The following is a 13,872-nucleotide window of genomic DNA, read 5'->3' as shown; positions in this document are numbered from 1 at the left end:
GGTTTTGGGGATACTCCGCCTGACCGTGGATCTCACCGCGCAGCGCCTGACCGTCTGGGACGGTGAGCGCGCCAGCCGTCACTATCCGGTGTCGACCGCGGCCAATGGCCCGGGCGAGATCGAGGGGTCCGGCTGCACGCCGCGCGGGCGGCACCGCATCCGCGCCAAGATCGGCGCCGGCGCGCCGGCCGGCACCGTGTTCCGTGCCCGCCGGGTGGCCGCCGAGACGCCGCTGTGTACGCCGGAGGCCGCCGCGCGTTTTCCAGGGCGGGACTGGATCACCAGCCGCATCCTCTGGCTGTCCGGCCTGGAGCCTGGCCGCAACCGCCTGGCTTGTGTCGACAGCATGCGACGCTACATCTACATCCATGGCACGCCTCACGTCGATACGCTGGGGCGGCCGGCCTCACAGGGTTGCGTCCGCATGCGCGATGCCGACGTGATCGAACTCTTTGACCTGATCCCGGTAGGGACGGAAGTGGAACTGCATGAGTAATACCAGCAGCAATCTGATCGGCCCGGTGATGCTTGACGTCGCCGGTCAGGAACTCACCGCCGAAGACCGCGAGGTCATCGCCCATCCGCTGGTCGGCGGCGTGCTGCTGTTCACCCGCAACTACCGCGATCCGGAGCAGCTCAAGCGGCTCTGCGACGACATCCTGGCGATCAAGAAGCCGCGGCCGCTGCTGGCGGTGGACCACGAGGGCGGGCGGGTGCAGCGCTTCCGCGTCGGCTTCTCGCGCATCCCGGCGATGCGCACCCTGGGCAAGCTCTACGAGGAGTCGCCGGCCAAGGCCCACGAGGAGGCGCGCCGCTGCGGCGAGCTGATCGGCCAGGAGCTGGGTGCCTTCGGTTTCGACCTGCCGTTCGCGCCGGTGCTGGACCGCGACTGCGAGGTCAGCCAGATCATCGGCGACCGCGCCTTCGCCAGCGATACCGCCACCCTCACCGAGCTGGCGCGCTCGTTCTGGCAGGGTCTCAACGCCGCCGGCCTTTCGGCCACCGGCAAGCATTTCCCCGGGCATGGCGCGGTCACCGCCGACTCCCACGTCGAGCTGCCGGTGGACCGCCGCCAGCTGTCGGCGCTGGAAGCCGACATGCAGCCGTTCAAGGCGCTGATGGACGAAGGCCTGGAGTCGATCATGATGGCCCACGTGCGCTACACCGCCGTCGATCCCACGCCGGCCTCGCTGTCGGAGAAGTGGATCCGCGGCATCGTCCGCCGGCAGTGGAAGTACAACGGCGCGATCTTCTGCGACGACCTGTCGATGGGCGGCGCCGCCGTCGCTGGCACGCTGGAAGAGCGTGCCAAGCTGGCGCTGGAAGCCGGCTGCGACATGATCCCGGTCTGCAATGATCGCAACGGCGCCCTGCGGGTGCTGGAAGCCCTGCGCGGCCACAAGCCCAACCGCTTGTCGAGCGCGCGCCTGAAGCGTCTGTACCGCCGCCCGGTGGTGTCGAAATGAGCCGCGCCGAGGAGGCCCAGCGCATCCTGCGCGAGGCGGAGCTGCTGGTCAGCGCCGCCGAGGTCGATGCCGCCTACGACAGCCTGGCGCTGCGCATCGCCGCCGACTACGAGGGCCGGCTGCCGCTGGTGCTGTGCGTGATGAACGGCGGGCTCTACGCCACCGCCGAGATCACCCGCCGTCTGGGCATCCCTTTCGAGCTGGACTACCTGCACGCCACCCGCTATCGCGGCGCCACCCAGGGCGGAGGTCTGCTGTGGAAACGCCAGCCGGATACCGCCATGGGCGGTCGCCATCTGCTGGTGATCGACGACATCTTGGACGAGGGCCACACCCTGGTGGCGATCCGCAAGGCGCTGCTGGAGTTCAACCCCGCCTCGCTGAAGGTGGCGGTGCTATCGGAGAAGCTGCACGAGCGGCGCGCCGCCGACGCTTATGCCGAGTACATCGGACTGTCGCTGCCGGACCGCTATGTGTTCGGTTGCGGCATGGACGTGAAGGAATACTGGCGGCAGTTGCCTGCCATCTACGCAGCCAATCTCTAGCGGGGCAGGGCATGAGCAAGATCGCGGTCATCGGCGGCACCGGCATGAACACCTGGCCGGGCCTGGAAGTGCTGGCGCGCATCGACGCCGATACTGCTTACGGCAAGCCCAGCGCGCCGCTCTTGCGCGGGCGCGTCTACGGCGTCGAGGCGATCTTCCTGGCGCGCCACGGCGAGGGCCACAAGCTGCCGCCGCATGCCATCAACTACCGCGCCAACCTCAAGGCCCTGGCCGAAGCCGGCGTGCAGCGGGTGATCGCCATCGCCGCGGTGGGCGCGATCGCGCCCTGGTTCGCGCCCGGCGAGGTGGCGGTGCCGGACGATCTCATCGACCACACCTGGGGTCGCGAGCACAGCTATTCCGATGGCAGCCCGGGCTCGGTGCTGGCGCATGTCGAGTTCACCCATCCCTACACGCCGACACTGCGCGAGGCGCTGCTGACGGCCGCCGCTGCGGCCGGCGTCAGCGTCGGCGGGCAGGGCGTGATGGCGGTGACCCAGGGGCCGCGTCTGGAAACTCCGGCGGAGATCCGCGCCTTGCAGCGCGAGGGCTGCGACATGGTCGGCATGACCGGCATGCCGGAGGCCGCCCTGGCCCGCGAGCTGGGCCTGGACTACGCCTGCCTGGCGGTATCGGTGAACTGGGCGGCGGGGCTGTCGCCGGCCGGCGCCGGCATTCACGACGAGATCCATGCCTCCATCGAGGCCGGCATGGCCAGGGTGCGGGCGATTCTGGAGCGCGCGCTGCCCGACTTGGCCTGAGCCGGCGGCGCGCGGCCAGCGTCTGCGAGCAACTTCGCAGTTGGGATGAGAGTTTTGCGCTATCCCGTGAATATTCCTGTAAATTTCCCTTGCGTGGTCGGCGCTGCCAGCCGGCCCGGATGCCCGTACCACTACCGCGTTTCCATGACCGCTGCCCCCATGCGTCTGCTGTTTGCCCTGATCGCTCTGACCCTGTCCGCCGCGGTGATTGCGGACGAGGCCGTGCTGACGGTCGATACCGTCAGCGGCACGGTGAGCGTGCAGCGCGACGGCAAGCAGCTGCCCCTGCAACTCGGCGACGCCTTGCAGGAGCAGGATCTGATCCAGACCGAGGCCGGTGGCCATCTGACCCTGCGCTTCGCCCGCCATGGCTTTGTCGACATCGGCCCCAACACCGAGGCCGGTGTCGAGCGGCTGCCGTTTGCCGCCTACGCCAAGGACCTGAAAAGCATCTTCAGCCTCTCGCGCGGCTATCTGCGGGTGGTGTGGAAGCATCCGCAGATCTCCACCAGCTGGCCGCTGTTCATCTACATGAGCGGCCATCGCATCAGCCTCACCAGCGGCGAGTTCTTCTTCCAGCACGAAGGCAACGAGCAACTCGCCTGTACCGCTGCCGGCCAGCTGGCACTACAGGCGGTGGGCGCCGATGGCGTCGAGACCGTGCGGCCGCCGGCCTGTGTCCGGCTGATTCCCGGCCTGCCGCCGCAGACCCTGCCGCGCGATCCCGATGATTGGATCGCGGTACGCCGTGCCTACGACCTGCATGCCGATGCCGCGCAGCTGGCGCGCCTGGGTAGCGTGGAAGCGCCGACAGTCGCGGTCGCGCCGCGGCCAGTACCGGCGGCCGTCCCGGTGCCCAGCTCACTGCCGCCGCCCAGTGCCGCGCTGCCGGCGGCAAAAGCGCCGGTGCCGGCGCGCGAGGCCACCGTGCTCGATGTCATCCTCGGCGCGGCACCGGTCCCGAGCAACTCCAACGTGGTTTCCCGCTCCGGGCCGGTGGCGTCGGCGCCGGTGCTGCCCAGCCCCGGTCCGGCGCCGAAAGTGAGCCTGAGCGCACCGCTTGCCACTCCGCCGCCAGTCGCGGCGGTGGCGAAGCCGGCAGCGCCACCGGTCGCCGCTGGCAAGCCGGTGGTTCCGGCCAAGGCAGCGCAGGAATGGGCTCTGAACATCGCCTCCTATGCCGATGCCGCTTCCGCCGAGCAGCAGGTACAGCGCCTGCGCGATGCCGGCTACCCGGTGGTGGTACAGCCGGCGACGGTCAACGGCAAGTCCTGGTGGCGGGTGCAGGTGCCGGGCTATGCCTCGCAGCAGGACGCCAAGGCCGCCGCCAACGAGATCCAGAACAAGCTGGGTGTGCGCGGCATCTGGGTGCTGCGGCCGTCCTGATCGCCGCCGCGCCGGCCCGAGACTCTCAGGGCTGCTTAGGCGCGTCCAGCTTGACCACCCGCACTAGCAGGCCCAGGCGGGCGCTATCCAGGTATTGCAGGTTCGCATTCGGCGTCTTGCGCTGTTCGCGCAGCCGGTAACCCTGCGGTTGGCCGTCGCGGCCCTGCACATACTCCAGGTCGGCCTCGATATGCGGATAGCGGCCTGCCGACAGCCGCAGCCAGCCGTCGAGGCCGCTGACGCCGTCGCCGGCCGGCGCGTACAGCCTTAGCGCCGGGCCATTGGCGGCCGGCGGGCTGTCCTGAGTCCAGGCCAGGCGCAGCAGCGGCTGGTAGCGTTTGGCGGCGCGCAGATTGGCCCATTCCGCGCTCAGCACGTTGGCGTTGTCGGTTTGCAGGCTGATGCCGGCGCTGGCCAGGCCATGGGCATCGTCGAGCGCATAGGCCTGTGCGAGTCCCGGCGCCTGCGGCGTGTGCCCCGCCTCGGCCGACGCCGGGTTGAGAAAGACCAGGGCTTCGACCCGGTAGCGGTCGGCCTGGGCGGCCAATGGCGCCAACAGCAACGCCAGCGTCAGCGCGGTTTTGCGGAGCGAGTGGTTCATCCGCTGAGTGTAGCCAAGAGCTTGGCGAGGCTATCGACCCTGAGGTCGATGGCGGCCAGCTCGGCGCTGATGTGCAGCTTCTTCTGGCCTTCCAGACGATAGACCTTGGGTTGTTTCTGGATCAGTCCGATCAGCTTCATGGTGTCCACCTTCGGCTGCGGACCGAATTCCAGCACCGCACCCTTGGCATGCGCGCGCAGTTTGCGGATGCCCAGCGGCTCGGCCAGCGTGCGCAGCTGCGCCTGATCGAACAGCCGCTCGGCGGCCGGCGGCAGCAGGCCGAAGCGATCGATGAATTCCACCTGCAGCTCGCGTAGCGCGTCCTCGCTGGTCGCCTCGGCGACCCGCTTGTAGAGCGCCAGGCGGGTGGCGATGTCGGGTACGTAGTCGGAGGGGATCAGCGCCGAGACGCCAAGATCGACCTCGCAGGCGGCGTGGCCGAAGGGCTCGTCGTCGAGCTTGCCCTTCTGGATCGCCCGCACCGCGCGCGCTAGCAGCTCGGAGTAAAGCGTGAAGCCGACCTCCTCGATCTGGCCGCTCTGCTCGTCGCCCAGCAGCTCGCCGGCGCCGCGGATTTCCAGGTCGTGGGTGGCGAGCGCGAAGCCCGAGCCCAGCTCGCCCAGGGTCTCGATCGCCTCCAGACGCTTCTCGGCGTCCGGCGTCAGCGCGCGCTTCGACGGCACCAGCAGATAGGCGTAGGCGCGGTGGTGGCTGCGGCCGACGCGGCCGCGCAGCTGGTGCAGCTGGGCCAGGCCCAGGGCATCGGCGCGGTCGATGAGGATGGTGTTGGCGCTCGGCACGTCGATGCCAGACTCGATGATGGTGGTGCAGACCAGGATGTTGAAGCGGTTGTGGTAGAAGTCGAGCATCACCTGCTCCAGCTCGCGCTCGCGCATCTGGCCGTGCGCAAAGCGCACCTTGCCCTCGGGCACCAGCTCCTGGATCTTGGCGGCGAAGACCTCGATGTCCTTCACCTCGTTGTGCATGAAGTAGATCTGGCCACCGCGCTTCAACTCGCGCAGGCAGGCCTCGTAGACCAGGCCGTTGTCCCACTCCGCCACCGTGGTCTTGATCGCCTGCCGTGACGGCGGCGGGGTGGCGATGATCGAGAGATCGCGCAGGCCGGCCAGGCTCATGTTGAGCGTGCGCGGGATCGGCGTGGCGGTGAGGGTGAGCATGTCCACCTCGGCGCGCAGGTTCTTCAGGCGCTCCTTGTGGCGCACGCCGAAGCGGTGCTCTTCATCGACCACCACCAGGCCCAGGTCCTTGAACTTGATGTCCGGCTGCAGCAGGCGGTGGGTGCCGATCACTACGTCCAGCGAGCCCTCCTCGAGCTGCTTGAGCGCGGCGTTCTGCTCCTTGGTCGTGCGCAGTCGCGAGAGTGCCGCGACGCGGATCGGCCAGCCGGCGAAGCGGTCGGAGAAATTCTTCGCGTGCTGCTCGGCGAGCAGGGTGGTGGGCGCCAGCACGCAGACCTGGCGGCCGGCGCGCGCCACCGCGAAGGTTGCGCGCAGCGCCACCTCGGTCTTGCCGAAGCCGACGTCGCCGCAGACCACGCGGTCCATCGGCTTTTCCAGTTGCAGGTCGGCGAGCACCGCGTCGATGGCGCTCTGCTGGTCGGGCGTGGTGGTGAACGGGAACTGGGCGATGAAGGCCTGGTAGTCCTCGTCGTTGAGGTCGAGCTTGAGGCCGGGCTTGGCGGCGCGCCGGGCCTGGATCTTGAGCAGCTCGGCGGCGACGTCGTGGGCTTTCTCGCGCGCCTTGGCCTGCGCCTTTTCCCAGCGCTCGTTGCCCAGCGAGTGCAGAGGCGCGGCCTGCTCCTCGGCGCCGGTGTAGCGGTGGATCAGCGACAGCGAGCCGACCGGCACGTAGAGCTTGTCGCCGCCGGAGTATTCGAGCACCAGGTATTCGTTGGCGACACCGCCGGCATCCAAGGTCTGCAGGCCCTTGTAGCGACCGACACCGTGTTCGACATGCACCACCGGGCTGTCGATGGTGAGGCTGGAGAGATCGCGCAGGATCGTCTCCGGGTCGCGGGCGCGCTGGCGGCGCTTGAGCTGGGCCTGCGGCGCGGTGAGGCCGAAGATCTGCGCCTCGGCGACGATGCAGGCGCCGGGTAGGCGCAGGCCTTCCTGGATCGGCCCCAGCACCAGGCCGACCTTGTTGCGGTCGCTCAGGAACTGCTCGAAGCTCTCGTGCTGGCGCGGCGCCACGCCCAGCGGCTTGAGCCAGTGCACCACCGCCTCGCGGCGGCCGGCGGACTCGGCGACGAACAGCAGACGCTCGTCGGGGTTGGCCAGCAGGGCTTTAACCGCCTCCGGCCCGGCCGGCAGGGCCTCCACCGGATAGCTGCCGCCGGGCGCGATGCCGACCCGCTCCAGCGGGTAGTACTGCAACTGCTCGCGGGCCTGCGTGGGGTTGAGAAAGACGTCGCCAGCGGCCATCAGCGGCCGTTCCAGATTGCCGTCGTAGCGCTCGCGGCGTTCGACGATCTGCTTCCAGTCGGCCTCCAGCCGCGCGTCGAGATCGTCGAGCACCAGCCACAGCGCGTTGGCCGGCAGGTAGTCGGCCAGCACCGCGGTCTCGCGCTGGGGGAAGAACAGCGGCAGATAGGCTTCGATGCCGCCCGGCATCAGGTTCTTGCTCACCTCGGCGTACACCCGCGAGCGGCTGAGATCGCCGGGGAAGTATTCGCGGTAGTTGCGGCGGAAGGTCTCGATGCCGTCCTTGTCGGTGGGGAACTCGCGTGCCGGCAGCAGGCGCACTTCCGGCACCTTGTCCTGCGAGCGCTGGGTTTCCGGGTCGAAGCTGCGGATGGCCTCGATCTCGTCGTCGAACCAGTCCAGCCGGTAGGCGCTGGCCGAACCCATGGGGAAGAGGTCCAGCAGCGAGCCGCGCAGCGCGAACTCGCCCTGGCTCTGCACCTGGCTGACACTCTGGTAGCCGGCCGAGACCAGGCGCTCGCGCAGCGTGTGCGGGTTGAGTTTCTGGCCGGTCTTCAAAAAGAAACTGCGCCCCTGCAGCCAGGCCACCGGCGGTAGGCGCTGCAACAGTGCGTCGGCGGTGACGATCAGCGCGCCGCGCGGGGTATCCGGCAGCCGGTGCAGCGCGGCCAGGCGCTCGGAAAGGATCTCCTGATGCGGCGAATAGGGGTCGAAGGGCAGGGTCTCGGTGTCCTGCAGATGCACCACCGGCCAGTCCTTGCCCAGGAAGAAGCGCAGCTCGGCTTCCAGTCGGTAGGCCTGCTGCTCGTCGCCGGCCACCGCCACCACCAGACCCTGGTACTGCTGCACCCGGCTGGCCACGGCCAGGGCCTGGGCACCGGGCGGCAGGCTGCGGACCGCGGTGGCGGCGGCGGGCAGGGTGGGCAGCGTCGGCAGGGCCATGAGCGGCGGTGGGTAAAAAGGGCGTGGATTATCCGCCCGTATACACACACATGCCAGAATCGCGCGATCCAAATCCTCACATGGTGAAGTCATGAGCCAGGCCGAGCGCTTTCTCACCCACAGTGTCGACAATCAGGTGCCGCCGCTGCGGAACCTAAACCTCTACACCAGCGATCTCGCCCTGCGTGAGGCCATCGCCCGCGAAGGCGGCGGCTGGGGCGCGGCCGATCTGGAGGGCTATGGCGCCATCGCCGGTGGCGAGCTGATGGAGCTGGGTTACACGGCCAACGAGAACAAGCCCAAGCTCAAGCTGTTCGACCGCTACGGCAACCGGCTGGACGAGGCCGAGTTCCACCCGGCCTACCACCGCATCATGGCCCTGGGCTTGAAGCATGGCGTGGCGGGCTACGCCTGGCGCCACGCCGGCAAGCCGGGCGCGCATGTCGCCCGCGCCGGCTTCGCCTATCTGCACAACCAGGCCGATCAGGGCACGAGCTGCCCGTTGACCATGACCTATGCCTGTGTCGCCGCGCTTCAGCACGAGCCGGCGCTGGCCAAGGACTACGTGCCGCGCGTCGCCGGCGCCGACTACGACCCGGTGGTGAAGCCGGCGCTGGCCAAGAGCACGCTGACCATCGGCATGGGCATGACCGAGAAGCAGGGCGGTTCGGATGTGCGCAGCAATACCACCAAGGCGTATGCGCAGGCCGATGGAACCTACGAGATCGTCGGTCACAAGTGGTTCTTCTCCGCACCGATGTGCGACGCCTGGCTGGTGCTGGCCTACACCGATACCGGCATCACCTGCTTCCTGGCGCCGAAGATGAAACCGGACGGCGTGCGCAACGCCATCCGCGTGCAGCGCCTCAAGGACAAGCTGGGCGACTGGAGCAATGCCTCCTCGGAGGTCGAGTTCCAGGGCGCCTGGGCCCAGCGTGTGGGGCCGGAAGGCCGTGGCATCGCCACCATCCTGGAAATGGTCGCGCTGACCCGCCTGGACTGCATGATCGGCTCTTCCTCGCTGATGCGGCAGGCGCTGGTGCAGGCCCTGCACCATGCCAGCTACCGCAAGGCCTTCGGCAAACGGCTGATCGAGCAGCCGCTGATGCGCAATGTGCTCGCCGACCTGGCGCTGGAGTCGGAGGCGGCCACCGCGCTGACCTTCCGCGTCGCCCGCGCGGTGGACGCCAGCGAGCGCGATCCCCACGAGGCGGCGATGGCGCGGCTGGCCACCGCGCTGGGCAAGTACTGGGTGTGCAAGCGCGCCCCGGCCTTCGTCAACGAGGCGCAGGAATGCCTGGGTGGCGCCGGCTATGTCGAGGAGACCAATCTGCCGCGCCTGTACCGGCAGGCGCCGCTGAACTCGATCTGGGAAGGCAGCGGCAACATCCAGTGCCTGGACGTGTTGCGCGCCCTGTCGCGCGAGCCGGAAACCCGCGAAGCCTATCTCACCGAGCTGGCCGCCCTGCGCGGCGCGCATCCTGACTACGACCGCGAGCTCAACTGGCTGGCCCATGCCTTCGACGATGCCGCGACGCTGGAGCTGCGTGCCCGCCATGTGGTGGAGCGCATGGCGCTGGCCTTGCAGGCTTCGGTCCTGTTGCGCGGTGGCGACGCGGCGGTAGCGGAGGCCTTCTGCCTGACCCGGCTGGGCGGCCAGCAGGGCCTGGCCTATGGCACCTTGCCGCCGACGGTGGCCTTCGAGCAGCTGCTGAGTCGCGCACTGCCTCAGGTCTGAGCTAGGTGCCGTCGGCGCCCTCGGCCTGGCTCGCCAGCGAGCAGGTGGCTTGACCAGGGTCAATGCCGGGCAGCTCAGCAAGGGCCAGCCTTGCAGGCTTGGAAGGCGAGGTGTTTGCATGAGCCACCCCGACTACGCGCTGGGCATAGGCAGTTCCGGGCGGAGCCCATCGGCCCCGCCATGCCGCGGGCAGACGCGCCGGTGGCCGCGAGTCCGGCGTGAGCACTGAAGGCGATCCCGACGAAACCATCGCCGCGCTGCGCGCGGAACTCGCCGGGCTGCGCGCCGCGCTGGCAGGCATGCAGGCGACCCAGGGACAGATCGAGCGCGCGCGCCGGGAGTGGAACCAGGCATTCGACGCGGTGAGTGACCCGATCTTCCTGCACGACCGCGAGCTGCGCATCGTGCGCGCCAATCTGGCCTATGCCCGGGCGGCGGGCATGGAGATTCGCGAGGTCATCGGCAAGCCGTACTGGCAGGTGTTCCCCAAGCGCGATGGCCCCTTGCCCGGCTGCGTCGGGCATCTGGAGCAGACCGAGGTGGAGGGCAGCGAGGCCGGCGAGGAGGTCGCCCTGGAATCGGGTGCGGTCTATGCCTCGCGCGCCTATGCCATACGCGACGAGCAGGGCGAATACCTGCATTCCATCCACATCCTCGAAGACATTACCGCCTACAAGCGCAGCGAGCAGGAGCGCGCGGTGGCCTACGAGCGGCGCCAGCGGCAGATGGTGGCGATTGATAAGGCCACTTCGTCGGCGAGCATGCTGGCCGGCGATGTCGTCGGCTATGCGCGCGAGCTGACCGAGCTGGCGGCGACTGCCTTCGGCGTCGAGCGGGCCAATATCTGGCTGTTCAACGAAGACGAAACCGAGCTGCGCTGCATTGATCTCTACGAGGCCACGCCGGCCCGCCATTCCGACGGCGAGGTGCTGAGCCAGAGGGAGTTCTCGACCGAGTTCGAGGCGGTCAAGCGCAGCCGCTATGTGGACGCCGACGTTGCCATCCGCGATCCGCGCACCGCCGGCTACGCCGAAAGCTATCTGCAGCCCCTGCACATCACCGCGCTGCTCGATGCCGTGGTGCAGATTTCCGGCAAGCACGTCGGCCTGTTGTGCCTAGAGCACGTCGAGAGGCCGCATCACTGGGAGCCGGACGAGATCAGCTTTGCCTGCCAGCTGGCCGACAAGTTCGCCCTGGCGTTCGTCCACCAGGCGCGCCTGCAAAGCATGAATGCCCTGGTCAAGAGCAATCGCGCGCTCAAGGCGCTGTCGGCCGGCGACGACGTGCTGGTCAAGGCGCAGAGCGAGGTGGGACTGTTCGGCGACATGTGTCGGGTGATCGTCGAGCAGGCCGGCTATGTCATGGCCTGGGTCGGGTTGGTGGAGCACGAACCGGACCAGAAGGTGCGGCCGGTGGCCAGCGCCGGCGACGCGTCTGGCTATCTGGATTCGCTCGACATCACCTGGGCCGACGCCGAGCGCGGCCAGGGGCCGACCGGGCGCGCGGTCCGCAGCGGCATGCCACAGGTGATCCGCGACATCCAGCACGATCCGGAGTTCGTGCCCTGGCGCGAGCGGGCACTGAAGGCCGGCTATGCCTCCAGCCTGGCGCTGCCGATGAAGGCTGCGGACGGCGCGGTGTTCGCCACGCTCAACATCTATGCCGCCGATACCGACGCCTTCGACGCTGAGGAAATCGCTCTGCTGCAGGAGTTGGCGGAAGACACCGCCTTTGGCGTGCTGACGCTGCGCACGCGTGCCGAGCACGCGCGGCTGACGGAGGCCAACCTCAGGAGCAGCGAGCATCTCAAGGCCGCACTCAGCGAGGCCATCGCCGCCATCGCCATGACCGTCGAGAAGCGCGACCCCTATACCGCCGGCCATCAGCAGCGGGTGGCGGAACTCAGCGTGGCCATCGGCCACGAGCTGGGGCTGGACGCCGAGCGTCTGGTCGGGCTGCGTCTGGGCGCCACCATCCATGACATCGGCAAGATCTATGTGCCGGCTGAGATCTTGAACCGGCCGGGCCGACTCACCGCCGCCGAGTTCGAGCTGATCAAGACCCATCCGCAGGTGGGCTACGACATCATCAAGGACGTCAACTTTCCCTGGCCCTTGGCGCAGATGATTCTGCAACACCATGAACGTCTGGACGGTTCAGGCTATCCGCAGGGACTCCGGGGCGAGGAGATCCTCGTCGAGGCCAGGGTGCTGGCGGTGGCCGATGTGGTGGAGGCGATGTCCTCGCACCGTCCCTACCGCCCCGCCTGCGCGCCGGACGCGGCACTGCGCGAGCTCGCCGAACACCGGGGCAGCCTCTACGACCCGGCAGTGGTCGATGCCTGCCTGAAGCTGTTCGCTGAAAAGCGTTTCAGCTACTCCAGCTGATCAGGCCGCCGGCGGTGTATCCGTGGCTGGTGGCGGAGCCAGCTGGACACGTCCTCGGCCGCTCTGTTTGACCGCGTACAGCGCCTGATCGGCCCGCTCCAGCACCGCTTCCAGCGAGGCATCGCCGGCGCTGACGATGGCCAGGCCGATGCTGGCGCCGACGCTGGCGGTGATCTCGGCGGCGATCGGTATCGGCTGCCGGACGGCGTCGATGATGTCGGTGGCGATCGACTCGGCGGTGGCGACGGAATCGATGCCGATCAGGGCGATGACAAACTCGTCGCCGCCTGGGCGCGCGACCAGGTCGGTGCGCCGCACCGCCTGCTGCAACAGGCGCGAGACATGCAGCAGCACCTGATCGCCGACCGCATGGCCGTAGCTGTCGTTGACCTTCTTGAAGTAGTCGAGGTCCATCATCAGCAGCGCGGTGGTCACCGTCGAGGCGCTGAGCGGATGGATATGGCGAGCGGCGAGCTGAGCCTGCAGGCCGCGCCGGTTCAGCAGCCCGGTCAGCGGATCGTGCGAGGCGAGCTGCTGAGCCGCCGCCTCGGCGCGCTTGTGGGTGCTGATGTCATTGATCACGCCCTCCAGCTGGTCGTCGTCGATCAGGTCGATCGAAGCCTGCAGCCAGAGTGGTTCGCCGCGCTCGTTCTGCAGTTCAAACTCGTCTTCGGCGCCACTGTGGTTGCCGGCGGCGTTTTGCATCAGCGCCTCGGCGCGTTGCTGGTGCGGATCCAGCAGGTTCTGCAGCCGGGGCTTTACACCGCCGACCGCGGGCAGCATGCGGGCGAAGGCCGGGTTCCAGGACAGCAGATAGCCCTGCTTGTCGGCTACGAAGATGCCGGTGTCGGCCCGCTCGAATATCAGGCTGAGCTTGCGCTCGCTGCGCTCGCGCTCCAGGCGCAGACTGCGCTCGGTATCGACCAGATCGGTGAGCTTGCCGATCATGGAATTGACGTCGGATACCAGCCGGCCGATCTCGTCCTGGCGATTGATCGGCGGCACCCGCAGCTGCATGCCGGTGCGCAACTCCAGACGGTGCAGCTCGTCGGAGATGCTCTTGATCGGTTTGGTGATGAGGTTGGACACCACCCAGGCGACACCGCTGGCGACCAGCAGGCCCTGCAGCGCCAGCATCAGCAGCATGGCGCGCGCGTAGTTCCAGGCCTTGGCCTGAATCACCGCCTGCGAGGCCAGGAGGGTGATGCGGCCGATTTTCTCCTCGGCCTTGAACGGCGAGACCACGTCGCGCGAGATGACCACGACATCGCCGGCGGCGAGCGTCATCGGCGCGTCGTAGAGCGACTCCTCGCCAGCGGCGATGCGGACGCTGGCGACCATGCTGCTGCGCAGGAGGCCGCGGGCGATCTCCTCGGCGAGCTGGCGGTCCTTCACGAAGCAGGCGACGCTGACGGTGCTCTCGACGGTGGAGAGCAGGTCCTGCAATTCGGTGTTCAGTCGTGCGGCTTCGTTGCGCTGCAAGAGCTGCGAGGCCGCGCCAGCGAAGATCGCCGACAGCAGCAGGGCGATGCCGAGGATCAGCATCGCCGCGCGGCCGACGATGCTGTCCGGCACCAGCACCCTGGCGAAATGCATGAGCGG

The 13,872-nt window shown here is 68.6% G+C and carries 10 protein-coding genes; 7 read left to right on the top strand and 3 right to left on the bottom strand.

Annotated features, from left to right (window positions below):
• Positions 1-4 precede the first annotated feature (4 nt).
• The 5 genes from AC3WT6_RS09405 (at position 5) to AC3WT6_RS09385 (ending at position 4,158) form a co-directional block, all read left to right on the top strand.
• Positions 5-496, top strand: a complete 492-nt coding sequence (locus tag AC3WT6_RS09405; RefSeq protein ID WP_492653314.1) for a L,D-transpeptidase family protein — start codon at positions 5-7, stop codon at positions 494-496.
• The gene (nagZ, locus tag AC3WT6_RS09400; RefSeq protein ID WP_492653313.1) at positions 489-1,466 is read left to right on the top strand and encodes a beta-N-acetylhexosaminidase; all 978 of its coding nucleotides are present in this window, start codon (positions 489-491) and stop codon (positions 1,464-1,466) included. The genes AC3WT6_RS09405 and nagZ overlap by 8 nt, the downstream gene beginning before the upstream one ends.
• A complete protein-coding gene (locus AC3WT6_RS09395; RefSeq protein ID WP_492653312.1) occupies positions 1,463-2,011 on the top strand; it encodes a hypoxanthine-guanine phosphoribosyltransferase in 549 nt (182 codons plus the stop codon). Before nagZ ends, AC3WT6_RS09395 begins: the two co-directional genes overlap by 4 nt.
• An 11-nt stretch (positions 2,012-2,022) precedes the next feature.
• Complete coding sequence (locus AC3WT6_RS09390; protein ID WP_492653311.1) at positions 2,023-2,772, top strand: S-methyl-5'-thioinosine phosphorylase; 750 nt, start codon at positions 2,023-2,025, stop codon at positions 2,770-2,772.
• 144 nt (positions 2,773-2,916) lie between these two features.
• Positions 2,917-4,158 (top strand): SPOR domain-containing protein, encoded by a 1,242-nt coding sequence (locus AC3WT6_RS09385; RefSeq protein WP_492653310.1) that lies wholly within the window; start codon positions 2,917-2,919, stop codon positions 4,156-4,158.
• A gap of 25 nt (positions 4,159-4,183) precedes the next feature.
• On the opposite strand, the gene AC3WT6_RS09380 is transcribed toward AC3WT6_RS09385, so the two are convergent.
• Together AC3WT6_RS09380 and mfd are read right to left on the bottom strand one after the other, a co-directional pair.
• Positions 4,184-4,759 carry a CsiV family protein gene (locus AC3WT6_RS09380; protein WP_492653309.1) on the bottom strand — a complete coding sequence of 192 codons (576 nt, stop codon included), beginning with the start codon at positions 4,757-4,759 and terminating at the stop codon, positions 4,184-4,186.
• Positions 4,756-8,145, bottom strand: a complete 3,390-nt coding sequence (mfd, locus tag AC3WT6_RS09375; RefSeq protein WP_492653308.1) for a transcription-repair coupling factor — start codon at positions 8,143-8,145, stop codon at positions 4,756-4,758. Before mfd ends, AC3WT6_RS09380 begins: the two co-directional genes overlap by 4 nt.
• A gap of 91 nt (positions 8,146-8,236) precedes the next feature.
• Here mfd and AC3WT6_RS09370 point away from each other — a divergent pair, with 91 nt between their 5' ends.
• Both AC3WT6_RS09370 and AC3WT6_RS09365 read left to right on the top strand, forming a co-directional pair.
• On the top strand, positions 8,237-9,883 hold the full coding sequence (locus tag AC3WT6_RS09370; protein ID WP_492653307.1) for an isovaleryl-CoA dehydrogenase: 1,647 nt from the start codon (positions 8,237-8,239) through the stop codon (positions 9,881-9,883).
• A gap of 218 nt (positions 9,884-10,101) precedes the next feature.
• A complete protein-coding gene (locus AC3WT6_RS09365; protein ID WP_492653306.1) occupies positions 10,102-12,270 on the top strand; it encodes an HD domain-containing phosphohydrolase in 2,169 nt (722 codons plus the stop codon).
• On the opposite strand, the gene AC3WT6_RS09360 is transcribed toward AC3WT6_RS09365, so the two are convergent.
• Positions 12,271-13,866, bottom strand: coding sequence for a diguanylate cyclase (locus AC3WT6_RS09360; RefSeq protein ID WP_492653305.1), 1,596 nt, complete (start codon positions 13,864-13,866; stop codon positions 12,271-12,273). It abuts the gene before it with no gap.
• Positions 13,867-13,872: the final 6 nt, after the last annotated feature.

Source organism: Stagnimonas sp. FW305-C-60, assembly GCF_058782965.1.
This window is presented reverse-complemented; position numbering and strand designations above follow the sequence as displayed.